Genomic DNA, 22,829 nt, shown 5'->3' on the forward strand with positions numbered 1-22,829 from the left:
AAGAATTACAATCGGCTACAAATATCAGGCCTGCGACACCTTTTGGATAATATTGATAAACTCCTCGTTCGTCATTTGAATATCCGGTTCCTTATAGTTCACGTAGTCCTCGAAATAATCGCTGGCAATATCCGCCACAATTTCAGACCCGTCCAGTCCATAGGAACTTACCAGTTTTTCCACTTTGCCGCGAATTTGTCGGATCACCTGCAAGCGGTCTTCATAACGATCCGGCTTTTCCAGATCCGTCACATGCTCATTGCGGGCAATCAGATAAACGACTGTATAGAACTTGTCCACATCCCCGAATACCGGGACAAACAAGGCTTTCTTCTCTTCTGGCAATGCAGCCAGCGTTTCCTGAATTTTTGTCATTATTGTGTTTATTTTAATTGGTTAGCGAAGATAGTACATTCTGTTTATAGAAACAGTCTATCCCGCAATAAATAATATGTATTTCATTCAATGAACAAATTTCAGACAGGGAATGTTAGAATAGTAGAAACAACATAAAACAGATCGATCATGCTTACATTATGTCTCAGTTTATTATTGTTGATAACTAATAGTAGTAATAATAGTCAAATAACAGATAAAAAAGAAAAAGTTATGAAATTTGAATTAATCCAGTTACCCTATGCAGCCAACGCGCTGGAACCGGTTATAAGTAAAGAAACCATCGAGTTTCATCATGGCAAACATTTACAGACGTATGTAAATAACCTGAACAACCTGATTCAGGGAACCAAGTTCGAAGACGCCAATCTGGAACAGATCGTGGCTGAATCCGACGGTGCTATTTTCAACAATGCCGGACAGACGCTCAATCATAATCTGTATTTCACCCAGTTCTCCCCCTATGGCGGCGGCAGACCGACGGGCGCACTTGCCAAGGCTATCGACGCGACCTGGGGATCGTTTGAGAACTTCCAGAAAGAATTCGTAGCTGCCGGAACAGGTCTGTTCGGTTCAGGCTGGGTATGGCTGGCTAAAGATAAAGATGGAAAACTTTCAATTACCAAAGAAGCTAACGGTAGCAACCCGGTTGCTCACGGATTGAAGCCGATCCTGGGATTCGACGTGTGGGAACATGCCTACTATCTGGATTACCGGAATCGCCGTCCCGATCATCTGAATGCCCTGTGGAAAATTGTTGATTGGGACACCGTTGGCAAAAGATATTGATACGAGAGCTTTCTAAGCGCCATATAAAAGCCGCCCGGCAACAAACCGGGCGGCTTTTTATTTGCAACATAACTGATATTCGACTGATATAGTAATATTGACAATTATAAGGGAAAAATATCCAATAACGGAACGGAATAAACAGCGTAACTTTGTTATATAATTAAAGAACAGAATATAAACCTCAATTAATTAAGGAGAATAAATATGAAAGTACAAGAATTGACAAAAGCGGAATTCCTGAAAAAAGTAGCGAACTACGAAGCCAGCCCCGACAAGTGGGTCTACGAAGGCGACAAACCTTGTATCGTGGATTTCTATGCAACCTGGTGCGGGCCTTGCAAAATGGTCGCTCCTATTCTGAAAGAATTAGCTGAAGAATATGCCGGAAAAATCGACATATATAAGGTAGATACGGAAAAAGAAGAGGGATTGGCTGCCTCTTTCGGCATCAGAAGCATTCCTTCCCTCCTTTTTTGCCCGATGGAAGGACAACCGCAGATGGCAAAGGGAGCAATGGGAAAAGCCGACTTCAAAAAAGCTATAGATGAGGTACTTTTGAAAAAATAAAGACAATATCCCAACTCAAAAAAGAAGCGCGATCCGAGTTCTGAACAGAGCTCGGATCGTTTTTTTTGAGAAAATATTACACATTATGCAACCAAACTATTGCATAATTAAAAATAATACCTACCTTTGCACCCGCAATCGAGAGAGATTGATATTGAAGTAATGAATGCCTCTTTAGCTCAGTTGGCCAGAGCACGTGATTTGTAATCTCGGGGTCGTTGGTTCGAATCCGACAAGAGGCTCTAAAGAATTGAAAATTAAAAATGGAAAATTGAGAATTAGAGTTACTGAAATTTTCAATTTATAATTTTCAACTTTCAATTATCCAAGGGGGCAGTTACCAGAGTGGCCAAATGGGGCTGACTGTAACTCAGCTGTCTTTCGACTTCGGTGGTTCGAATCCATCACTGCCCACAAAAAGACCTGAAAGATTTTTCTTTCAGGTCTTTTTGTTTTATTTTATACCAATTGTAGTTATCTCTTTATTCTTTTGCTTTTGCCACTTTCAGGCTTGAATACTTGGTCTTTCATAGCAGTTGGCCGGCATACACAGATATAGACAGAATCGAAAAATAAGAATCCGGGCATTCCCCATGGGCAAGTCTTGATTCCAGAACTGAAAAAACAAAAAAGCCTTTGATTCGCAATGAACCAAAGGCTTTTTATTTCTGGCGGTCCGGACGGGACTCGAACCCGCGACCCCATGCGTGACAGGCATGTATTCTAACCAACTGAACTACCGAACCAGAACTATTACTCACAATCTCTCTCGATTGCGGTGCAAAGGTAGAGATTATTTTTAATCATGCAATAGTTTCGTGACAAAAATTTACGTCGGACAGATTATTTTTCTACTTTTGTCCTCCATATAAACAATAACAATCATGAAGAATACTCCGGTAGATTATCAGACAGCCAGAAAAATCATCGCTGGCTACGGACTTCCCGATTTCGGGAAAGCAACAATCCGCGAGGTCGTTGCCATATCCACACAACTCGAACAAGAGACTAAAACAGAATTTATCCACATGGAAATGGGTGTTCCCGGGCTGAAAGCAGCTCAGGCCGGTGTCGATGCCGAGATCAAAGCGCTTCAGGATGGCGTCGCCTCCATCTATCCGAATATTAACGGAACGCCTGAAGTGAAAGCGGAAGCATCCCGTTTCATCAAAGCATTTATCGATATCGATGTGGCTCCGGAAGGTTGTGTTCCCGTAACCGGTTCCATGCAGGGGACGTATGCTTCATTCTTAGTTTGCGGACAATGTACACCGGGAAAAGACACGATTCTTTTTATCGACCCGGGATTTCCTGTCCAGAAACAACAGATCACAGTCATGGGCTACAAATATGAATCGTTCGACGTGTACGAATATCGGGGTGAAAAGCTCCGCGACGTATTGGAACACTACCTTTCCAAAGGAAACATTGCAGCCATGATCTACTCCAACCCTAACAATCCGGCTTGGTTCTGCCTGACAGAAGAAGAGCTGAAAATCATCGGAGACATGGCAAATAAATACGATACGATCGTGATCGAAGACCTGGCATACTTCGCCATGGACTTCCGCAAACCGTTGGGGAAACCGTTTGAAGCGCCTTTTCAGGCAACTGTTGCCCGCTACACAGAAAATTACATCTTACAGATTTCAGGCTCAAAAGCATTCAGCTATGCCGGACAGCGTATCGGTGTGACGGCAATCTCCAACAAGTTGTACCACCGGGCCTATCCCGGACTGACACAGCGTTACGGAGGCGGAACGTTCGGGACTGTATATATCCACCGCGTGCTTTATGCCCTGTCGTCGGGTACAAGCCATTCGGCACAATTCGCACTGGCCGCCATGTTTAAAGCGGCGGCAGACGGGACATTCGATTTTATCTCGGAAGTAAAAGAATACGGTCGCCGTGCAGAAAAACTTAAAAAGATCTTTACCGATTACGGTTTCCGGATCGTGTATGACCATGACCTGGACGAACCGATTGCCGACGGATTCTATTTCACGATCGCCTATCCGGGAATGACGGGAGGAAAATTGATGGAAGAGCTTATTTACTACGGCGTAAGCGCCATTTCATTGAGCACGACAGGTAGTAACCAGGAAGGTTTGCGAGCTTGCACATCCTTTATCAAACCGCATCAATATGCACTTCTCGAAGAACGCTTGAAGCTGTTTAAAGAAAATCACACCGCATAATTAACATAGGCCGGACTTTTATTTATGGTTCATTAACATGAAAGTCCGGCTTTTCATTTGTTTCTTTAAATCAAAAGCTATATATTGTCGCTGTTTTATTAACCAGCAAGTATTACTCTGTCATGGCAATATATAATAATATCTTCAAAATAACTCACAATGATGTGCTTCCGGCCCAGGGAAGTATCTTAATATCAGAACCTTTTTTACAAGATGCATACTTTCAACGTTCCGTCGTATTATTAATAGAACACACACAGGAAGGTTCGATGGGCTTTGTCCTAAACAAAAAAACAGAGTTGTCAGTCAATACTTTTTTTGCCGATCTTCAGGAGTTTCCGGCAATGCCGATTTATTTAGGCGGTCCGGTCAGTGCCAACCGCTTGTTTTTTATCCATTCCTTGGGAGATCTGATTATTCCGAACTCTCTTAAGATAAATGATCATCTTTATTTCGACGGTGATTTCGGTGCACTGATACGTTACATGCAGAACGGGCATTCTATCGACGGAAAAGTAAAATTCTTCTTAGGCTATTCCGGTTGGCAGAAAGGACAATTGCATAATGAGATAGACAAAAACTCATGGGTCGTAAGCCATGCCTCCAACCGGAACGTGCTGCTTGCCGAAGGAGAAGATTTCTGGAAAAAATCACTCGAATCGCTCGGCGGCCCATACGAGACATGGACTAAATATCCGAAAGAACCTTCGCTAAATTGAAATTCGCTGCATAGTCAGGACATCCGAATAACCATCTCGAGTCGTTATCCAATCTGTCAGTATGCCCGTCACGGTAAAACCGCAACGGGTAAACAGGGCTTTGCTGGCTTCATTCCCGATTGGGATATGCACGAACAGTTGATGTAACTTCAGGTAAGAAAAAGCATACTCGACCAATAGGTTCAGCGCTTCCGTTGCCAAACCGCTCTTCTGGTAAAGCGGATCGACCAATATGCCGACTCCTGCCCGGCGATGATGCGGATCGAAATCATATAAATCCAACATCCCCACCGTTGCCCCCGTGGAACAAAGGTCGATCATCAGGCGCAATTGCTTCAAATCGAATATATCCCGGTGAGATTCTGCTATATATTCTTTCAGAAGATAACGGGAATAAGGCGCCAGCGTATTCCCAAGTTCCCACCACGCGGGATTATTTTCCCAGACGTAGAGCAGTTCCAGGTCTTCCGGTTCCGGGGCGCGAAGGCGGACAGTTTCGTTTTGAAGTAGTTCCATTTTGTAAATTGAAAATTGGGAATTGAAAAATGGAAATCGCTTAATGCATTTTTCCATTTTCAATTTTTAATTCTCCATTAATAAAAATATAATAAGTGATCTTCTTATCGACCATCTTGTCCATCAATAAGAGCATCTGCTCGAAACGGGCATCCGGATAGCAGAAAGCGATGTCGGTGAAGCGCTTCATCTGGTTGCGGCGGCAGATGGCGTCCATTACACGTTCTTCGTCCAAATTCCAGAGGTTGACATATTCCAGGCCAGGCATCCGTTTCACACAGGCTGCTTTCACTACCTCAAACTCCTCTTCCCGGCATAGAACCAGCAGGCGGCGATGTTTCGTCCGGGGTTTGCGTTTCAGCCCTAACAGGCCGGCAAAGGCCGAAAGGGATGCTTTCAGCAGAACGGCCAAACGGATCAGCAGGCTCACCAGCCAACCGGAATGCGGATAATATTTCCGGTAGAATATCAGCATCGCGCCATAAAAGGCTTTTACATATTTGATATCGCCATGCTTCGTGCTTTCACCCTTATAATGAAGAATGCGTTCAGGGATATAATAATTCGTATAACCTCCCTGCACAATCCGGTAAGACAGATCGATATCTTCGCCATACATAAAGAAAGATTCGTCCAGCAACCCCACTTTATCTAGCGCTTCACGGCGAAGGAACATAAAAGCGCCAGCCAGCACCTCTACCTTATGCTGCTTCTCCTTATCCAAATACGGCAGGCTGTAACGGGCAAACAAGCGGGAGGAAGGGAACAGTTTCGACAACCCGAATATCTTGCAGAAAGACACCCAGGGAGAAGGGAAACTCCGTTTACTCTCCGCAAGAAAAGCGCCGTGCCCATCCAACATCTTCACCCCGATCCCACCCGCTTCCGAGTGCTCGTCCATAAAGAAACAGAGGGAACGAATGCTCTCCTCGCCTATCACGGTATCGGGATTCAACAGGAGGACATATTCGCCGCTACTTATCCGGATCGCCTGGTTATTCGCCTTTGCAAATCCCGGATTATCCTTATTCACGATAAAAGTCACTTCCGGGAAACGCGGACGAAGGTATTCGACGGAGCCGTCGGCCGAATGGTTATCGACAACCAGCACCTCAGCCTCCATCCCGGCTATGGCAGCACGAACGGAACAGAGACACTGTTCGAGGAAATACTTTACATTATAATTGACTATGATTATGGAGAGCTTCATGGGAATTGAAAGTTGAATGTTGAAAATTAAGTTAGATTTTGATAGAGTCGTTGAAGCTGGTGCGGTTCACGATGGAACGCCCCAACGTTATTTCATCGGCATATTCGATTTCGTCGCCAATGGAGACGCCACGGGCGATGACCGAGATTTTCACATCATAAGAAGAGAGTTTGCGGTAGATGAAAAAGTTTGTCGTGTCGCCTTCCATCGTCGTACTGAGCGCCAGGACGACTTCCTTCACTTCTCCGCCGGCAACCCGCTGCACCAGGCTGTCGATCTGCAAATCACCGGGGCCGATCCCGTCCATCGGCGAGATAATACCGCCCAAGACATGGTAAACCCCGCGGAACTGCCCCGTGTTTTCGATCGCCATCACTTCCTTGACATTCTCGACCACGCAGACCATGGAATGGTCCCGCTGCCGGTCGCCACAAATGGAACACATATCATCGTCGCATATATTATGGCAGACCTTACAATATTTAATATCCCGACGGAGCGCCAACAGTGCGGACGCGAATCCTTCCGTATAACCGACATCCCGGCGGAGCATATAAAGTGCCAGCCTGAGCGCCGTCTTCCGCCCCACTCCGGGCAACGACGACAATTCATTCACTGCATTTTCCAATAAGACTGATGGATATTTTTGATTCATTCGTTTGTTTATCTTCTTCCTGCGGACAAAGATACGGAAAATCTCCCGCTTGCAAAACATTCCCTAAGCCTGTACAAAAAACATTCTCATACCTCACACAAAACCTGTTTCTTGCGTAAGCATCCGCCCCAGTACATCCTCCTCTAATTATATGTGCTCTTTATCTTTGTTCCGAAAAAACAAAAAAAAGGACTCAGATGAAAAATCGTGAAAAAGAAATCTTTGAAAACGCCCAATTGTTATCAATGTTGTCAGAACCGGGTGAACTGAATGAAATAACCTTCGAGTACCTGCGTTACCAATCGGGCGGTGCGGTCCGCTTCAGGATTCACCATTACCGCTTTTCTCCGGAGAGCTTGGGCATTTATAACGTATCCGATCTTGTCAAAAGTAAAGAAGACCGGCATTATGGCCTTCCCTCAACGGACCGTGTCTATTTGTTTCCCCTGAAGAATTTCCATGCCGGCATCCCGTGCCTTAGCGGCATCGTGAACAGCCGTTTGGGACATTATCCGAAAGAGGGGGAAATCTATGTCTTCATCAACGGCGGACACAAGCAGCTTAAAGTATATTACCTGTCCCCTAACCAGGAACGGGTTTACCTTTACCATCTTTCGGAAGGGACTTATGACCTTCCCCGGCAATTTGAAAAACAATCTTACGAACAGGTAAACCGTACCTCTCTCGTCCGGTTGCTCGATTGTCCGAAAAAAAGGCGTAAAAGCAAGTAATATATTTATAAATCAGTGCCATAATATCAAATATTATTCGTATCTTTATTACGTGAAAGAGATGAAAACAAAGACGGCAAATAAAGTCCCCGAAGTCAAGGTCCCGCTGGCCGATTACCAGGCGCTGCTTGCCCGACGCAAGGCGTTAGAGGAGGAGCGGATGCAATGGCTACTCGAACGTCAGCGCTTATTGGACCTGAACCAACAGTATGTGTGGGAGATTTACGACCTCAAACGCCGCCTTTGGAGTCCCAAAAGCGAAAAAAGACTTCCCCGGGATCCCTCCCAGTTGAATATCTGCTGGGAAACGCCGGTAGACTCGGCTCCGGTGGAAACCGTGCGTGAAGAAGCACGTGGGGAAGTAGAAAAGGAAGAGAAAAACTACTTGCATGATCGCGACGGGTTCAAAAAGAAGAAACATAAAGGAAATATCCGTAAGCCTTTCCCCCTGGATATTCCTCGGCGGCAGGAGATTCTGGACCCGGCAGGGGACTTGTCGTCTTGTCGCCATATAGGACAGGAAATCACGGAAAAACTGGAGATAGAAAAGAATGTGTATGTCCGTCAAATCATCCGCAACAAATACAAAACCCCGGATGGACGTATCCTGATAGCGCCCCTGCCGGTCCAAGCCATAGCCCACGCCAAGGCAGGCGCCAGCGTGTTATCCCATATCGCAGTGGGCAAATATGGCGACCACCTGCCTCTGTACCGTCAAATAGATATCTTCTCGCGTATCGGCCTTCACCTGCCGGCCTCGACGGTAAGCGACTGGTGCCTGTCCACAGCCCAGGAACTGGAACCAATCTACAACGAATTACGTGAAAAAGTCCGTTCCTCACGCTATGTCATAGCCGACGAAACTCCTTACAAAGTCCAGGGAAGTGACCGTAAGGGGAGCTTACACCAGGGCTACATGTGGAATTTCTACTGCCCGGAGGTGAAGAGCCCTTTTTTCGAGTATCATAAGGGAAGGGGGGCAAGTTGCATCGGGCTGTTGCTGGAGGGTGGGAAAGCAGTCCAAAGCGACGGTTATCAGGTATACGACATCTTTGACGACCTGCCCGGTTACCTGCATCTGTGCTGCTGGGCACATGCCCGCCGGAAGTTCAAAGAAGCCGAGAACAGCGATCCTCCCCGGGCGGGGGAAATACTTTCCCTGATCGGAAAACTTTACAAAACCGAATCCGAAATCAGGGAAAAAGAGCTTGAAGGAAATGCGAAAACGGCTTACCGCCAGGCGGAGGCTTATCCGGTATTGCAGGAAATAGAGGCATGGATCAAGAGTAACATAGGGCAGGTGAAAAGTGGCAGTCCGATGGACAAAGCCATGCAATACACTTATGCCCGTATGGAGCAATTATCGCTATACGTGACTAATGCCGACTTCCATATCGACTCCAACGCAGTGGAAAGAAGCATCCGTCCCCTAACCCTGAACCGTAAGAATACCCTTTTTTCAGGTTCCCACGAAGCCGCCCATGCCGCCGCCATTTTTTTCACACTGATCGGTTGCTGCAAAGAGAACAATGTCAATCCCGAAAAATGGATGCAGGACGCGCTCATCAGGGTGAAAGACGAACGCCTGGCAGTGGCTAACGACTACTCGAGCCTGCTGCCTTTCAACTGGAAAGAAGCGTAATCCCTCCCATGACCAGGCCAAGGCCCTGCTTCTTATGCTCTCAAACATGTAAAACGGCAAGTAATAATCGTCTAAAATATAGGATGGCTGGTTATAAATGCGTTCCTTTGCAACGTTGTCCGATGGGAACATCAAGGGGTGACTGGTGGCGGTTTATATGTAAAGACGAATTCTTTCACGTTTTGGGCACAAATAAACACGTACACGTTTGAAACTTTAATTATGAAAATTGGTAGGATGGGTTGTCGCTTGGTTCAGGCGGCAACCCTTGCTGCTTTTATACATATAGTCTTTACAAGCGAAGTTATAGCCCAGGATCCTACTGATTTGGATAAGGATGATGTACCGGGGCGGATGCTTACTTTCTTGCCTTACTATTCTATAATCAGTGCCAGTGATTATAAAATCAGTGCTTGCGATTATATAATCACTGATGCTGATTACATAATCACTGGCACCGATTACAGAATATATCCAGAGAAAACTAAAAACCTTCAAGCATCCGAACAATTTTCCAATAGGGCATTCCGGTTTTATCTGAATATGCAACTGAGGCATACAGCCCAAGGCACACTTGTTTCTTACCAAGAAATAATGTAGCTTTGCATTGTATATATCCGATAATTCTAACTAAATAAACAAATACCGTGAAGAAGGAAGATGAAGAAAAGGTGAGCGGGCTACCGGAAAACGCCTACAGAGAACTAAAAAAAGGTGAGGTATATAAACCCATCCTGTCGCCCGACAAACAGTATCGGGAAGTAACCCCCTGGTCCGTACTTTGGGGATTGGTCATGGCCGTCCTGTTCAGTGCGGCGGCAGCTTTCCTCGGGCTGAAAGTCGGACAGGTATTCGAGGCCGCCATCCCGATCGCGATCATTGCGGTAGGTCTGTCCAACGGATTCAAGCGTAAGAACGCGTTAGGCGAGAATGTCATTATCCAATCCATCGGGGCAAACAGCGGCGTGATCGTGGCAGGCGCAATCTTTACTCTTCCCGCCCTCTACATTTTGCAGGACAAGTATCCGGAGATCACGATCAACTTCTTCGAAGTATTTATGAGTTCGCTTTTAGGCGGTATCCTCGGCATCCTGTTGCTGATCCCGTTCCGGAAATACTTCGTATCGAACATGCATGGTAAATATCCGTTCCCGGAAGCGACCGCAACCACGCAGGTCTTAGTGTCCGGCGAAAAGGGAGGCAACCAGGCGAAACCGCTTATCTATGCGGGGCTGGTCGGAGGTTTATACGACTTTATCATTGCAACTTTCGGCTGGTGGAGCGAGACAGTCAGCACGCGCATCGTCGGTGTCGGCGAAATGCTGGCGGATAAGGCGAAAGTCGTGTTCAAGGTAAATACCGGTGCTGCCGTATTAGGGCTGGGATATATCATCGGATTGAAATATTCGGCCATCATCTGTGCCGGATCATTCTTAGTGTGGTTGGTAATCATTCCGTTGATGTCTGCCGTTTTCGGCGCCGATGTCCTGACGTTCGGCAATGACGCCATCACGGCAACAGTAGGAAGCATGAGCGCGGAACAGATCTTTACGACCTACGCCCGCCATATCGGTATCGGAGGTATTGCGACCGCCGGTGTGATCGGGATCATCAATTCATGGGGGATCATCAAGGGAGCCGTAGGGCTGGCAGCCAAAGAGCTGAAAGGGAAAACAGACGCCGGACAGGCGAAAGAGTTACGCACTCAGAAAGACATTTCAATGAAGGTGATTGCCATCGGTATCTTCGTCACGCTGATCGTGACCTACCTGTTTTTCCATTTCGGCGTGTTAGACAATTGGTATTATGCGCTGATCGGGTTATTGCTCGTCGGTATCATTGCGTTCCTGTTCACAACCGTTGCAGCCAATGCGATTGCCATCGTCGGGACCAATCCCGTATCCGGCATGACGCTGATGACCTTGATCCTGGCATCCATCATCCTGGTAGCCGTCGGACTGAAAGGAACGGCCGGCATGGTGTCGGCACTGATTATCGGAGGCGTGGTTTGTACGGCGCTTTCAATGGCAGGCGGTTTCATCACCGACTTGAAAATCGGATACTGGATAGGTAGTACACCTATCAAGCAAGAAGGATGGAAATTCCTCGGCACACTGGTTTCGGCTGCTACCGTAGGCGGCGTGATCTTGATCTTGCATCAGACATTCGGTTTCACAAGCGGGCACCTCGCCGCTCCGCAAGCCAATGCAATGGCGGCGGTTATCGAGCCGTTGATGAATGGTTCGAGCGCTCCCTGGGCATTGTATGCCATCGGGGCGGCACTGGCTATCATCCTGAACTTCTGCAAAATTCCGGCGCTGGCGTTTGCGCTGGGTATGTTTATCCCGCTGGAGCTGAACACACCGTTGCTCATCGGTGGCGCTATCAGTTGGTATGTTGGCAGCCGCAGTACAGATCAGGCGTTGAATAGTGCACGTCTGGAGAGAGGGACTTTGTTGGCATCCGGTTTCATTGCGGGCGGAGCCTTGATGGGAGTTGTCAGTGCGGCCATGCGTTTTGCCGGCATCAACTTGCTTAATACGGAATGGATGGAAAGCAATGCAGCCGGAGGGCTGGCCGTTATGATGTATGTCATTTTGATTACATATTTAGCAATCAGTTCATTGAAAACAAAGAAATAATAAGCCAAATGGAAGCACCTGTAGTGAATGTCGGCATTATGACGGAAAAGGCCGTTTCGTTTGTATTTCATGGAGAATATGTACATACGGAAACCGGAAAGTTCCTGACGGGGGAACAGCGCGCATTATTTGTAAACGGTAATATCGTTTTCAACGGGAAGTTGTTTAAAGAGATATTCTTTGAACCCGCCTCTCCCGCCTCATCCTTCGAATTGAAGGCAGTCACCATAGGCCATAACTTCCACTGGCAACGGCAGGAAGACCAATGCTTCAAAGGAGCTTTCAACCTGGTGGCCGGTGAAGACGGGATTGTCGTCATCAACCAGGTGGATGTGGAAGAATACCTGACCAGCGTCATCTCTTCGGAAATGAGCGCACAGGCCTCGAAGGAGTTGCTAAAGGCACATGCCGTCATCTCCCGTAGCTGGCTGCTCGCACAGATCGAAAAGAACTTCCGCCTGGCAGGAGAAGAAGAGAAGCGACAAAGCTATTACCGGGACAACGAACAGCTGATCCGCTGGTACGATCGCGAAGACCATGATATCTTCGATGTCTGTGCCGACGATCATTGCCAGCGTTACCAGGGAATTACCCGCGCCTCCACTCCGATTATCCAAAAGGTGATCCACGAGACAAGAGGCGAAATACTGACGGATGGTGAAAACATCTGCGATGCCCGCTTCTCCAAATGCTGCGGAGGTGTAACGGAACAGTTCGAGCATTGCTGGGAACCAGTCCCCCATTCCTATCTGACAGCATTGCGGGACAGCCGGGAGGCAATCTTTCCGGACCTCACCCGGGAAGAAGAGGCGCAGAAATGGATTCGCTCCGCTCCCGAAGCTTTTTGCAACACTTCCGATAAGGAGATTCTCAGCCAGGTTCTAAACAATTACGACCAGGAGACTACCGACTTTTACCGTTGGAAAGTATCCTATAAGCAGGAAGAATTAGCCGAACTGATCCATCGCAAAAGCGGCATAGATTTCGGCCGGATACTGGATCTGATTCCGGTCAGCCGCGGCACTTCCGGCCGTATCGAAATGCTGAAGATCGTCGGGACGCACCGGACCTTTACCATCGGCAAGGAGTTGGAGATACGCCGGACCCTGTCCGAAACACATCTGTACAGTTCGGCCTTTGTCGTGGATAAGGAAGATGTGCAATTCGATATTCCGGGGCGGTTCGTCCTGACCGGTGCAGGTTGGGGACATGGCGTAGGGCTCTGCCAGATCGGAGCCGCCATGATGGCAGGCGAGGGATACGATTATCGGCAGATTCTCTCCCACTATTTCCCCGGAGCTTTTGTTGAGAAACGATATTGAGGGATTTATGATTTATCATCGACACATAAATCATAAATCATAAATCAAAAAGGCTGCGTATCCGAAGATCGCAGCCTTTTCTTTATTGTGTTTACCTATTTGTCTCCGGTCTTGTAAACCGGTTGCTTTGACTCTCCCGAGCTCCAGCTGATACAAAGGAACAAGAAATTAATAACATAAGCAAAACAAAATAGACAAAAAGCTTAAATTTTCCTGTGAAAAGGAAAAATTCATCGATGAATAGGTTTATGATTCGAAGGTTCCCTATTTATGTTCTGCTTTATCGAACTCTCTTTCCATTACCGGTTCGAGCCGTTCTTTGGAGGTATTTACCGAAGTAACTGTATCATTGAATAAAGTTATTGATCCGGTTTGCCGGATTGAGCGGCGTCTGGTCGGATAGCACGAGTGCCTTGACCATGTGCAGCGTTCCCTGTTTGTACTTTTGAAAATGCTCCGATGTGATATGAGATTTATAAGCCTCGCGGTTCGCATACGTTTCGAGAATGGTAACCATGCAGGGATTCTCCTTTTCGCTGACGGCATACATGGTCAGCACCCCCGGCTCGGTACGCAAGGAAACTTCGCCTACTTCGGTCGCATATTTCACATATTCTTCAAGATACTCCGGATAAACCTCTATCTTCGACAGACGCACAATGCCGTCGGCAGCCATAGGTAGCTTAGTACACATACCGGATTGTTCCTTGTTTTCTTTCACTGCCGTGTTGCATGACAGCATGAAAGATAGAAACAGAACATTTAAAATCGATTTGATCATAGTTTTATAAAATATGGATAATTACATTATTTCAACTTGATATAGTGCAAAGATAAAACAGTATTTCCGTCCGGTTTGTAGACTAATTACGGATTATGCTACCTTTTTTACAGGTGATTTTCATTTTTTATCCGCATCTTTGCCCCAAATTAACAACAAACCATGAATAGCTATATCATCCTCTTTATTATAGCCGCCTATTTCGGGATTCTTCTGCTGATAGCCTGGATTACGGGGCGGAAAAGTTCAAGCAACGAAGCGTTTTTCCTCGGTAACCGGAAATCTCCCTGGTACATCGTGTCGATCGGAATGATCGGGACATCGCTTTCGGGCGTCACATTCGTCTCTGTCCCGGGAATGGTGCGCAGTATAGACATGACTTATATGCAGACGGTCCTGGGGTTCTTCTTCGGGTATATCCTGATTGCCAAAGTGCTGCTTCCGCTTTATTATAAGCTACAGCTAACCTCCATCTATTCGTATCTGGATGACCGGATCGGGAGGCATAGTTATAAAACGGGAGCTTCCTTTTTCCTGCTATCCAAGATCGTAGGGGCGGCGGCGCGGCTCTATCTGGTCGTACTGATCCTGCAACATTATGTATTCAGCACCTGGAACATACCGTTCGCCGTAACGGTCGTTATCAGTATTTTCCTGGTCTGGCTCTATACCTACCGGAGCGGTATCAAAACAATCATCTGGACGGATACGCTGCAAGCATTATGCCTGATCGCGATGCTGGTCGTTATCATCTGGCAGGTGAAAGATAAGATGCAGCTGGATTTCGGAGGCATGGTACAGACCTTGCAGGCCAGCCCGCACTTCCGCATCTTCGAGTTCGACGACTGGCACAGCACACAGCATTTCGTGAAGCAGTTTTTCAGCGGGATCTTTATCACCATCGTCATGACCGGACTCGATCAGGACATGATGCAGAAGAATCTTTCCTGTAAGAGCCTGAAAGACGCTCAAAAGAATATGTACACGTATGGCTTTGCATTCGCGCCGGTCAATTTCCTCTTCCTTTCGCTTGGCATCCTGTTGCTGGTGCTTGCATCCCGACAACATATCGAACTGCCCGCATTGAATGACGATATTCTTCCGATGTTCTGCACTTCCGGCATCTTGGGACATTCGATCCTGATTTTCTTCACGATCGGTATCATAGCGGCGGCGTTCAGTAGTGCCGATTCCGCACTGACAGCGTTGACGACCTCTTTCTGTATCGACATTTTAGGTGTGGAAAAGGAAAAGGCACAAACCGCCAAGCGCACCCGTCTGGCAGTCCATTTAATGATATCCGTCCTGTTTGCCATTATCATACTCGCGTTTAAGGCGGTCAATAGCCGGAGCGTGATCGACGCTATTTATATGATTGCATCCTATACATACGGGCCGCTGCTCGGCTTATTTGTGTTCGGGCTGTTTACGAAAAAACATACTCGCGACAAATTTGTTCCTTACATATGCATCTTATCTCCCTTGATCTGTTTCCTGATCGATTATTTAGTGAAACGGCATACGGGATATGCTTTCGGCTACGAGATGTTGATGCTGAACGGAGCCATTACATTCTGGGGATTATGGCTTTTTTCAATTAAAAATGGAAAATTGAAAATGGGGAATTAAATGCATTGTTATTCATTTTCCATTTTCAATCTTCAATTTTCAATTATCTTTGTTCCTGTATTCAGTTTGAATTTTCTATTATCAATTTTCTATTATCAATTATCAAAGATGGAAATCAAAAGCGCAGAATTTGTTATCAGTAACACAGACGTAAAGAAATGTCCCGCAGGCAATCTGCCGGAATATGCTTTTATCGGGCGAAGCAATGTTGGCAAATCCTCTCTTATCAATATGCTGACCGGCAAGAAAGGGCTTGCCATGACTTCCCAGAAACCGGGAAAGACAATGCTTATCAATCACTTCCTCATCAACGGACAATGGTATTTGGTCGATCTCCCCGGTTACGGTTTTGCCCAGCGGGGAAAAGAAGGACGCAATAATATCCAGCGAATCATCGAAGATTATATCCTGGAACGTGAACAGCTCACGAACCTGTTCGTCCTGATCGACTGCCGTCACGAGCCGCAAAAGATAGATTTGGAATTTATGGAATGGCTTGGAGAAAACGGGATCCCCTTCTCCCTCATCTTCACAAAGATCGACAAAATCAGCAGGGGCCGTCTGCAAGAAAACCTGAAAGCCTATCAGGCGAAATTGCTGGAATCATGGGAAGAACTTCCTCCCATCCTCCTCTCCTCTTCCGAAAAGAAAGAAGGAAGGGATGAAATTCTTAATTACATCGACGAGATCAATAAAAGTTTATAAAATACAGAACGCTCAATCGCAACTTGGGGTGATAAGAGGTACGGGTGGTATGGAAATCGCCAACAACTTTACCGAAGCCGGCACAACTGCACCGGCTTCGAGGGGGCAACACTCCGCCGAGTACAGTTGACCAGCCACCGTACTACTATCTTCACGCTTTAACAATCCTACCGGACCGATTTGCTATGAAATAATTTCTTTCCTGCTGAAAAAGAACTACATTTGCGAATATCAAACAACCAAAAGTAAGTAGTAAGTATGAATACATTGAATTTGCAAGGAGAACAGCTCGAACTGTTCAACCAGATCGCCAGCCTTGACAACGAAAGTTTTGCTAAGGTAAAGAAGTATGTCAAAAGGGTTATCCACAAACACCATCAAATCAAACCGGAAGAAATCCTTCTTGAAGATATAGATATCATCACAGATGAAGAAATCGAGAATGCGATGAAACCATTAACCGACGAAGAGAAGTTAAGCCGCCTTATTAAAGCGGATAACGATTCATTTTATTACACACAAGACGAAATGAGAAAAGCTGTAGCTTCATGGAGACACCATTAGAAATCAGATGGAGTAAAACAGCAAGAAAAGAAGCACGAACAATCTATGCTTGGTATAAGAAAAAGATGGGAATATCAACAGCAGACAAGTTCATTGATGGGATTCTCCATACCATTGACTTGCTGGCCTTAAATCCCAATATGGGGCAGTCTGTTCCTAATAACATTCTATATAAGAAAGAATACCGGATCTTTGTCGAACATAAAAATCATAGTATTATTTATTATGTCAAAAAGAATACCTTAAATATTCATGGCATCTGGCCAAACAGCCAAAACCCCGAAGACATAGACAAACGATTGAAATAAAAAAAGCCCGGTAAAGATTACAAACTTTTACCGGGCTTTTCCACCACTCAATAACTGATCTTACACCCCACGAAATAACTGCGCGGAGTTCCGGGACCATAGATATATTTGGAGTCGCGGTCTTTGCCTTGGTCGAAATCACTCTGATAGGCCTCGAATATGTTTTGCACTCCGGCATTCACCTGCAAGGTCACCGATTTATACAAAGGGAAATCGTAAGCGACCTTCATATTCAGATCGAAGAAGTCAGGCGTTTTCTCTTCCCGGTCCTCGGTGATGTACCCGGCAAGATGCTGTACCAGCATGGTTCCCGTATAGGTTCCCGTCAGCGAAACAGCCAAGCGCTTGACCGGTGTAAAGGTGGAAGTAAAATAGCCATATACATCCGGTGTACGGAACATCTTTTTCTGTGCCGGCAGATCCGGGTTCGTCTCACTCCAAGTCACTGCCTCCTTGTAACGGCTGCGCTGGATAGTGGCTCCCGCCTGAAGCTGCAACCAGGCATACGCCATCTTACCTTCCAGATTGATACCCATCACGCGGGCACCGTCCTTGTTGCGACGTTCCATAATCAGGTTGCCCTTATCATCATGCCCTTTCTCCTGCAGGAAGAAGACATCGCTCAGGTTCGTATAGAAACCTTCCACCAACAGATTCAGCTGGACCGGACCGAGACGATGATAGAAGTCGGCCGAAGCACTGATACTGTTGGATTTCTCCTCTTTCAAATCCCCCGCAAGCTGGATAATCGCCACTTCGCCGCCGACAGCCGCCACATGCAGATCCTCGTCAAACGCCTGCGGAGCACGGAAACCGCTCGAATAGGACAAACGCAGATTGATGTCCTGCGTCGGATTGAAGCGTACGTTCGCACGCGGACTGAAGATCAGGTGATCGATCAGATTATGCTTGTCGAAACGGCCGCCGACCAGGAAACTCCATTTCTCATTCTTCCATTCGTTCTGCAGGAACAGACTACCGATATGGACCGTCTGGTCCACGACGCGGTTATATCCCAGCATCTCGTCCTTCAGCTCGTCGAAGTTATATTCCAGCCCGCCGGTAAACTCCGCCGGCATGAACAGGCATTTATCTGCCGAATAGGAATACTGCGAGCCCCCGACAAATGTCATATCCGTCGTATGCCCGTAAGCATCCAAATTCCGGTTAGTCCCATAATAACTCTTCCGGTTCGTATGCTGCGCGGAAGTATATACGTTCAGGCGATGTTTATAGTCTTTGGAGAAAAGATCGAATTTCAGGCCGCCGCCATTGATACTATGATCCGTCTGTTCCGCCACCCACGCTTCATGAGGCGGACGGTCGATCTGGTCGCCGCCACGACGATATTCGCTAATATTATGATATTCAAAACTTAATTTGGAATACGTACTCGTTTTCAAATACGAACGGAAACCGACCGTACGGGCTTCCAACTGGCCGAGTTCGGAAAAGCCGTCCCCATCATAATCGTAAGCCGAACGATGGCGGCTCTGGCCAAAAAGATAGATGCCGGCCTTGTGATCGTCCGTCACCAAAGAAGCATTCAGTGTCGTATTATTGTCAGGGCGGCTCCCTCCGATCATCGTCAGCGAGTGAGCGATCTGGGCCGAGTTGCGCAAAGGCTCTTTCGTAATGATATTGATCGTGCCCGCTATTGCAGAAGAACCGAAAAGGGCCGAACCGCCGCCGCGCATGATCTCGACCCGCTCGATCATGTTAGCCGGGATCTGTTCAAGGCCATACACACCCGTCAGCGCACTGAATATAGGGCGGCTATCCACCAATATCTGTGTGTACGGGCCCTCCAACCCATTGATACGCACCTGTTGGAAACCACAATTCTGGCAGTTGTTTTCCACCCGAACGCCCGGCTGGAAGTTCAGGCCGTCGGCCAGGGAAGTAGCATGCGTCACCTCGAATGTTTTCGAATCCAGCACATTTACGAGCGACGGAGCCATGCGGCGGGTCGTCTCGTTGCGATTTGCCGAAACCACGACTCCATCCAAGGACAAGGCCTCTTCTTCCGCTTCGAAGTTCACTTCCAAGGTCTTTCCTTTTTTCAATGCCACGGGCTTCTCGATCGTTTTGTATCCCATCGTTTTCATAACTACCGTAAACTTTCCTTCGGGCAGGTTCTTCAGATAGTAATGACCCGTAGCGTCGGTCGAAGTCCCGATAGTCGTTCCCTTCAAAAAGATCGTAATAAAAGACAGGTGCTCCCCCGTCTTCCGGTCCACCACATGACCGACAAGATTTGCGTCCGATGGATTCAAGGCAGGACCGTCCTCCGCCCGTGCAGACATAAAGGCATAGCACAGGCATAGTATAAGTGTAATAATCTTATTCATTTCGTTTGTTTTAATAAAATAGAAATTTGCTTGCAAATCAATGCTATTCCGCACCTGCAATATTCAGAGCCTGCAAGTCCGGTGCGTTTCCTCGGCGGGAAACGCTCGTTCCCTCGGCGGGAAACGCTCGTTCCCTCGGCGGGAAACTATCGTTTCCATGGCAAGAAACTGTCGTTCCCTCGGCGGGGAACGGCCGTTCCCTTATAGCAGAAACGGTAATAACATAGTTATCAATATTTTATCAAACAAGAGGAGGAGCGCGAAGAGATAGCTTCCCCAGGACAGGGACAAGATGGTCCGGATAGACCGGATTTTCAATTATTTTATAATTCTGTATAGCATAAAATTGCAAAAGCAGCGAATGGATAACCCCGTCCTGCACATGGACAGTCGTCAGCAAATGAAACAACTGGATTTCCGAAAGAGACGAGTGATGATGGCAAGTACCGTCCGCCGCCTTCTCGAACGGGTGCGAATGGACAATCGTCGTACCATGCTCGATATGGACGTGCATAAACAAAGAAATACTGCTGTAGTACACTATAAAAAGTGCAGGCAGCAGCCATTTCATATATTTTGCCATTGTCTGTTTCACATTACGCCCGTGTTTAATTGAGAGCACGAAGATAAAACAAATACCTGATTCTTGCAAATATAGAAAATTCGAGCAACTAAATGTAAGCAATAGACGCCATATTCATAATAATTTGTTACTTTTGTGCGCTATTTTCGAAAGACAAACAATAACATAAAACTATAAAGTCTATGGCTAAGATCACTAAAGAAGAAGCACTCCGCTATCATGCGGAAGGCAAGCCGGGAAAGATTGAAGTCGTTCCCACCAAGCCCTATAGTACCCAGATGGATTTGTCGCTGGCTTATTCGCCCGGCGTTGCCGAACCCTGCCTGGAAATCGAAAAGAATCCGCTGGATGCTTACAAATATACTTCCAAAGGAAACCTGGTGGCCGTCATTTCAAACGGTACTGCCGTATTGGGGTTAGGAGATATCGGTCCGTTGGCAGGCAAACCGGTGATGGAAGGAAAAGGTCTGTTGTTCAAAATATTCGCCGGCATCGATGTATTCGATATCGAAGTGAATGAGAAAGACCCTGACAAATTTATCGAGACAGTAAAGGCCATCGCTCCTACTTTCGGCGGCATCAACCTCGAGGATATCAAAGCTCCCGAATGTTTCAAGATCGAAACACGCCTGAAAGAAGAACTGGATATTCCGGTTATGCATGACGACCAGCACGGGACGGCTATTATTTCCGGTGCAGGCCTTATCAATGCGCTGGAAATTGCAGGAAAAAAGATCGAGGATGTGAAGATCGTGGTGAACGGCGCCGGTGCTGCTTCCATCTCGTGTACGAAACTATATATAATGTTGGGTGCAAAGAAGGAAAACATCATCATGTGCGACAGCAAGGGCGTTATCTCCACGCATCGTACGGACTTGAACGAATCCAAAAAATTCTTCGCAACCGACCGTGACATCAAGACTTTGGCTGAAGCAGTTGTAGGAGCCGACGTATTCCTGGGACTATCGGTAGCCAACGTATTGACCAAAGATATGGTCCGTTCCATGAATGCGAACCCGATCGTGTTCGCCCTGGCCAACCCGAACCCGGAAATATCGTATGCCGACGCAATGGCCTCGCGCGACGATATCATTTTTGCAACAGGCCGTTCGGATTATCCGAACCAGATCAATAATGTTTTGGGATTCCCTTATATCTTCCGTGGTGCTTTGGACACACACGCCAAAGCGATCAACGAAGAGATGAAATTAGCCGCCGTCTATGCCATCGCCGAATTGGCCAAAGAACCGGTTCCCGACGTGGTGAACGCTGCTTACAAGCTGAAACGCACCACTTTCGGACGCAATTATATCCTGCCTAAGGCTCTTGACCCGCGTTTGCTGACCCGTGTCTCCTGCGCCGTTGCCAAAGCCGCGATCGAATCGGGCGTTTCCCGCCGGACAATCACCGACTGGGAAGGATATGCAAACCACCTGCGTGAGATGATGGGATATGACAATAAGCTGCTCCGCTCGTTCACCGATATGGCAAAAGCCAATCCGAAACGGGTCGTATTTGCAGAAGCCAACCACGTCAATATGCTGAAAGCCGCCGCCGAAGCAAAAGCCGAAGGTATCTGCATCCCTATCCTGCTGGGCAACGAAGAGCGTTTGGAAAAGATTGCCGCAGAAGAAAATATCAGCCTCGAAGGTATCGAAATCGTCAACCTGCGCCACGACCGCGAAACGGAACGCCGCCATCGTTATGCCAAGATCCTGTCTGATAAGAAAGCCCGCGAAGGCGTGACGTATGCAGAGGCTTGCGAGAAGATGGTCGACCGCAACGCGTTCGGTATGATGATGGTTGCGACAGGCGATGCCGATGCTTTCGTAACGGGTGTCTATAGCCGCTACTCAGAAGTCACCAAGATGGCAGAGCAGATCATCGGTATCCGTCCGTCTTATACGCATTTCGGCGCCCTGAATATCCTGACTTGCAAGAAAGGTACGTTCTTTATCGCCGACACGCTGATCAACCGCCACCCGTCGACGGAAGTATTGATCGATATCGCCCGCCTGACCCAGGATGCCGTGAAATTCTTCGCACACGAACCGGTAATGGCTATGTTGTCTTACTCCAACTTCGGTTCCGACAAGCAGGGTAGCCCGCTGAAAGTCCACGATGCGATCAACTACTTGCATAAAAACTATCCGGACATGATGGTGGAGGGCGAAATGCAGGTCAACTTCGCCTTAGACAAGAAACTGCGCGACGAAATGTATCCGTTCAACAAACTGAAAGGCAAAGACGTCAACACGTTGATCTTCCCGAACCTGAGTTCTGCCAACAGCGCTTACAAGTTGCTCGACACTCTCGGTATCAGTGAAACGATCGGCCCGATCCAGATGGGCTTGAACAAGCCGATCCACTTCACCGACGTCGAAAGCTCTACACGTGACATTCTGAACCTGACGACTGTCGCTGTCGTGGATGCGATTGTACAGGAACAGATAGAGAAAGGAGAATAATCCAAACTTCTCATATCAAACAGCGATGAGACTTTTCGTTTCATCGCTGT

21 protein-coding genes and 3 tRNA genes are annotated in these 22,829 nt (G+C 47.2%); 16 read left to right on the forward strand and 8 right to left on the reverse strand.

Translation table 11 applies throughout. The features are described 5' to 3' along the window. Positions 1–24: 24 nt before the first annotated feature. Positions 25–375: a hypothetical protein gene (locus ACPYIV_RS06920; protein WP_293734631.1), complete on the reverse strand. Its 351-nt coding sequence runs from the start codon at positions 373–375 to the stop codon at positions 25–27. A 150-nt stretch (positions 376–525) separates the two neighbouring features. On the opposite strand from ACPYIV_RS06920, the gene ACPYIV_RS06925 reads away from it, so the two are divergent. From ACPYIV_RS06925 to ACPYIV_RS06940, 4 genes are all read left to right on the forward strand, one after another. After that, the gene (locus tag ACPYIV_RS06925; protein ID WP_293734632.1) at positions 526–1,185 is read left to right on the forward strand and encodes a superoxide dismutase; all 660 of its coding nucleotides are present in this window, start codon (positions 526–528) and stop codon (positions 1,183–1,185) included. 207 nt (positions 1,186–1,392) lie between these two features. Beyond that, positions 1,393–1,755, forward strand: a complete 363-nt coding sequence (gene trxA / locus ACPYIV_RS06930) for a thioredoxin (RefSeq protein WP_425886205.1) — start codon at positions 1,393–1,395, stop codon at positions 1,753–1,755. Between the two features lie 168 nt (positions 1,756–1,923). Continuing rightward, positions 1,924–1,997, forward strand: a tRNA-Thr gene (locus tag ACPYIV_RS06935). 89 nt (positions 1,998–2,086) lie between these two features. Beyond that, positions 2,087–2,169, forward strand: a tRNA-Tyr gene (locus tag ACPYIV_RS06940). Between the two features lie 255 nt (positions 2,170–2,424). Here the strand turns inward: ACPYIV_RS06940 and ACPYIV_RS06945 are convergent. Further along, positions 2,425–2,501 (reverse strand) — tRNA-Asp (locus ACPYIV_RS06945). Positions 2,502–2,639: 138 nt separating this feature from the next. Here ACPYIV_RS06945 and ACPYIV_RS06950 point away from each other — a divergent pair. Both ACPYIV_RS06950 and ACPYIV_RS06955 read left to right on the forward strand, forming a co-directional pair. Beyond that, positions 2,640–3,953, forward strand: coding sequence for a pyridoxal phosphate-dependent aminotransferase (locus ACPYIV_RS06950; protein ID WP_293733635.1), 1,314 nt, complete (start codon positions 2,640–2,642; stop codon positions 3,951–3,953). Positions 3,954–4,075: 122 nt separating this feature from the next. After that, positions 4,076–4,672 carry a YqgE/AlgH family protein gene (locus ACPYIV_RS06955; protein ID WP_293733634.1) on the forward strand — a complete coding sequence of 199 codons (597 nt, stop codon included), beginning with the start codon at positions 4,076–4,078 and terminating at the stop codon, positions 4,670–4,672. Here ACPYIV_RS06955 and ACPYIV_RS06960 read toward each other — a convergent pair. The 3 genes from ACPYIV_RS06960 to recR are packed head-to-tail and all read right to left on the reverse strand — an operon-like array spanning position 4,664 to position 7,053. Beyond that, complete coding sequence (locus ACPYIV_RS06960; protein ID WP_425886206.1) at positions 4,664–5,188, reverse strand: GNAT family N-acetyltransferase; 525 nt, start codon at positions 5,186–5,188, stop codon at positions 4,664–4,666. The two genes, ACPYIV_RS06955 and ACPYIV_RS06960, sit on opposite strands and share 9 nt — an antisense overlap. A gap of 40 nt (positions 5,189–5,228) precedes the next feature. Continuing rightward, positions 5,229–6,398 (reverse strand): glycosyltransferase family 2 protein, encoded by a 1,170-nt coding sequence (locus ACPYIV_RS06965; RefSeq protein ID WP_425886207.1) that lies wholly within the window; start codon positions 6,396–6,398, stop codon positions 5,229–5,231. A gap of 31 nt (positions 6,399–6,429) precedes the next feature. Continuing rightward, a complete protein-coding gene (recR, locus tag ACPYIV_RS06970; protein ID WP_293733631.1) occupies positions 6,430–7,053 on the reverse strand; it encodes a recombination mediator RecR in 624 nt (207 codons plus the stop codon). Between the two features lie 197 nt (positions 7,054–7,250). Between recR and tnpB the strand changes: the two genes are divergently transcribed. The 5 genes from tnpB (at position 7,251) to ACPYIV_RS06995 (ending at position 13,390) form a co-directional block, all read left to right on the forward strand. Then, positions 7,251–7,784: an IS66 family insertion sequence element accessory protein TnpB gene (gene tnpB / locus ACPYIV_RS06975; RefSeq protein ID WP_336527059.1), complete on the forward strand. Its 534-nt coding sequence runs from the start codon at positions 7,251–7,253 to the stop codon at positions 7,782–7,784. 61 nt (positions 7,785–7,845) lie between these two features. Next, positions 7,846–9,426, forward strand: a complete 1,581-nt coding sequence (tnpC, locus tag ACPYIV_RS06980) for an IS66 family transposase (protein WP_425883139.1) — start codon at positions 7,846–7,848, stop codon at positions 9,424–9,426. Between the two features lie 222 nt (positions 9,427–9,648). Continuing rightward, positions 9,649–10,026, forward strand: coding sequence for a hypothetical protein (locus ACPYIV_RS06985; protein ID WP_425886208.1), 378 nt, complete (start codon positions 9,649–9,651; stop codon positions 10,024–10,026). Positions 10,027–10,073: 47 nt separating this feature from the next. Continuing rightward, the gene (locus ACPYIV_RS06990) at positions 10,074–12,068 is read left to right on the forward strand and encodes an OPT family oligopeptide transporter (protein WP_425886209.1); all 1,995 of its coding nucleotides are present in this window, start codon (positions 10,074–10,076) and stop codon (positions 12,066–12,068) included. Positions 12,069–12,076: 8 nt separating this feature from the next. Beyond that, a complete protein-coding gene (locus tag ACPYIV_RS06995) occupies positions 12,077–13,390 on the forward strand; it encodes a SpoIID/LytB domain-containing protein (protein WP_425886210.1) in 1,314 nt (437 codons plus the stop codon). Between the two features lie 346 nt (positions 13,391–13,736). On the opposite strand, the gene ACPYIV_RS07000 is transcribed toward ACPYIV_RS06995, so the two are convergent. After that, entirely contained in the window at positions 13,737–14,171 is a 435-nt protein-coding gene (locus ACPYIV_RS07000) for a putative quinol monooxygenase (protein WP_301705166.1), read from the reverse strand. Between the two features lie 162 nt (positions 14,172–14,333). Here ACPYIV_RS07000 and ACPYIV_RS07005 point away from each other — a divergent pair, with 162 nt between their 5' ends. The 4 genes from ACPYIV_RS07005 (at position 14,334) to ACPYIV_RS07020 (ending at position 17,377) form a co-directional block, all read left to right on the forward strand. Next, positions 14,334–15,800 carry a sodium:solute symporter gene (locus ACPYIV_RS07005; RefSeq protein ID WP_293733627.1) on the forward strand — a complete coding sequence of 489 codons (1,467 nt, stop codon included), beginning with the start codon at positions 14,334–14,336 and terminating at the stop codon, positions 15,798–15,800. Positions 15,801–15,908: 108 nt separating this feature from the next. Next, positions 15,909–16,505, forward strand: a complete 597-nt coding sequence (gene yihA / locus ACPYIV_RS07010; protein WP_300761985.1) for a ribosome biogenesis GTP-binding protein YihA/YsxC — start codon at positions 15,909–15,911, stop codon at positions 16,503–16,505. 258 nt (positions 16,506–16,763) lie between these two features. Continuing rightward, positions 16,764–17,069, forward strand: coding sequence for a hypothetical protein (locus ACPYIV_RS07015; protein WP_293733625.1), 306 nt, complete (start codon positions 16,764–16,766; stop codon positions 17,067–17,069). Then, positions 17,054–17,377 (forward strand): type II toxin-antitoxin system RelE/ParE family toxin, encoded by a 324-nt coding sequence (locus ACPYIV_RS07020; protein WP_293733624.1) that lies wholly within the window; start codon positions 17,054–17,056, stop codon positions 17,375–17,377. The genes ACPYIV_RS07015 and ACPYIV_RS07020 overlap by 16 nt, the downstream gene beginning before the upstream one ends. Before the next feature lie 47 nt (positions 17,378–17,424). Here ACPYIV_RS07020 and ACPYIV_RS07025 read toward each other — a convergent pair whose 3' ends face one another. Further along, positions 17,425–19,728 (reverse strand): TonB-dependent receptor, encoded by a 2,304-nt coding sequence (locus ACPYIV_RS07025; RefSeq protein WP_301705167.1) that lies wholly within the window; start codon positions 19,726–19,728, stop codon positions 17,425–17,427. A 241-nt stretch (positions 19,729–19,969) separates the two neighbouring features. Then, positions 19,970–20,323 (reverse strand): hypothetical protein, encoded by a 354-nt coding sequence (locus tag ACPYIV_RS07030; protein WP_293733622.1) that lies wholly within the window; start codon positions 20,321–20,323, stop codon positions 19,970–19,972. Positions 20,324–20,493: 170 nt separating this feature from the next. Between ACPYIV_RS07030 and ACPYIV_RS07035 the strand changes: the two genes are divergently transcribed. Next, on the forward strand, positions 20,494–22,779 hold the full coding sequence (locus ACPYIV_RS07035) for an NADP-dependent malic enzyme (protein ID WP_293733621.1): 2,286 nt from the start codon (positions 20,494–20,496) through the stop codon (positions 22,777–22,779). Positions 22,780–22,829 lie beyond the last annotated feature (50 nt).

Origin of the sequence: Parabacteroides vesiculifaciens (assembly GCF_049860805.1) — a bacterium.
Lineage (GTDB): Bacteria > Bacteroidota > Bacteroidia > Bacteroidales > Tannerellaceae > Parabacteroides.

What these genes read in the sequence shown, in the direction of transcription:
- ACPYIV_RS06995 (WP_425886210.1), top strand. Translation starts at nt 12,077, where the DNA reads ATGGAAGCACCTGTAGTGAATGTCGGCATTATGACGGAAAAGGCCGTT.
- ACPYIV_RS07025 (WP_301705167.1), bottom strand. Translation starts at nt 19,728, where the DNA reads ATGAATAAGATTATTACACTTATACTATGCCTGTGCTATGCCTTTATG.
- ACPYIV_RS07005 (WP_293733627.1), top strand. Translation starts at nt 14,334, where the DNA reads ATGAATAGCTATATCATCCTCTTTATTATAGCCGCCTATTTCGGGATT.
- ACPYIV_RS06925 (WP_293734632.1), top strand. Translation starts at nt 526, where the DNA reads ATGCTTACATTATGTCTCAGTTTATTATTGTTGATAACTAATAGTAGT.
- yihA (WP_300761985.1), top strand. Translation starts at nt 15,909, where the DNA reads ATGGAAATCAAAAGCGCAGAATTTGTTATCAGTAACACAGACGTAAAG.
- ACPYIV_RS06950 (WP_293733635.1), top strand. Translation starts at nt 2,640, where the DNA reads ATGAAGAATACTCCGGTAGATTATCAGACAGCCAGAAAAATCATCGCT.
- ACPYIV_RS06985 (WP_425886208.1), top strand. Translation starts at nt 9,649, where the DNA reads ATGAAAATTGGTAGGATGGGTTGTCGCTTGGTTCAGGCGGCAACCCTT.
- recR (WP_293733631.1), bottom strand. Translation starts at nt 7,053, where the DNA reads ATGAATCAAAAATATCCATCAGTCTTATTGGAAAATGCAGTGAATGAA.
- trxA (WP_425886205.1), top strand. Translation starts at nt 1,393, where the DNA reads ATGAAAGTACAAGAATTGACAAAAGCGGAATTCCTGAAAAAAGTAGCG.
- ACPYIV_RS06960 (WP_425886206.1), bottom strand. Translation starts at nt 5,188, where the DNA reads ATGGAACTACTTCAAAACGAAACTGTCCGCCTTCGCGCCCCGGAACCG.
- ACPYIV_RS06955 (WP_293733634.1), top strand. Translation starts at nt 4,076, where the DNA reads ATGGCAATATATAATAATATCTTCAAAATAACTCACAATGATGTGCTT.
- ACPYIV_RS07015 (WP_293733625.1), top strand. Translation starts at nt 16,764, where the DNA reads ATGAATACATTGAATTTGCAAGGAGAACAGCTCGAACTGTTCAACCAG.
- ACPYIV_RS07020 (WP_293733624.1), top strand. Translation starts at nt 17,054, where the DNA reads ATGGAGACACCATTAGAAATCAGATGGAGTAAAACAGCAAGAAAAGAA.
- ACPYIV_RS07000 (WP_301705166.1), bottom strand. Translation starts at nt 14,171, where the DNA reads ATGATCAAATCGATTTTAAATGTTCTGTTTCTATCTTTCATGCTGTCA.
- ACPYIV_RS06965 (WP_425886207.1), bottom strand. Translation starts at nt 6,398, where the DNA reads ATGAAGCTCTCCATAATCATAGTCAATTATAATGTAAAGTATTTCCTC.
- tnpC (WP_425883139.1), top strand. Translation starts at nt 7,846, where the DNA reads ATGAAAACAAAGACGGCAAATAAAGTCCCCGAAGTCAAGGTCCCGCTG.
- ACPYIV_RS06920 (WP_293734631.1), bottom strand. Translation starts at nt 375, where the DNA reads ATGACAAAAATTCAGGAAACGCTGGCTGCATTGCCAGAAGAGAAGAAA.
- ACPYIV_RS07035 (WP_293733621.1), top strand. Translation starts at nt 20,494, where the DNA reads ATGGCTAAGATCACTAAAGAAGAAGCACTCCGCTATCATGCGGAAGGC.
- tnpB (WP_336527059.1), top strand. Translation starts at nt 7,251, where the DNA reads ATGAAAAATCGTGAAAAAGAAATCTTTGAAAACGCCCAATTGTTATCA.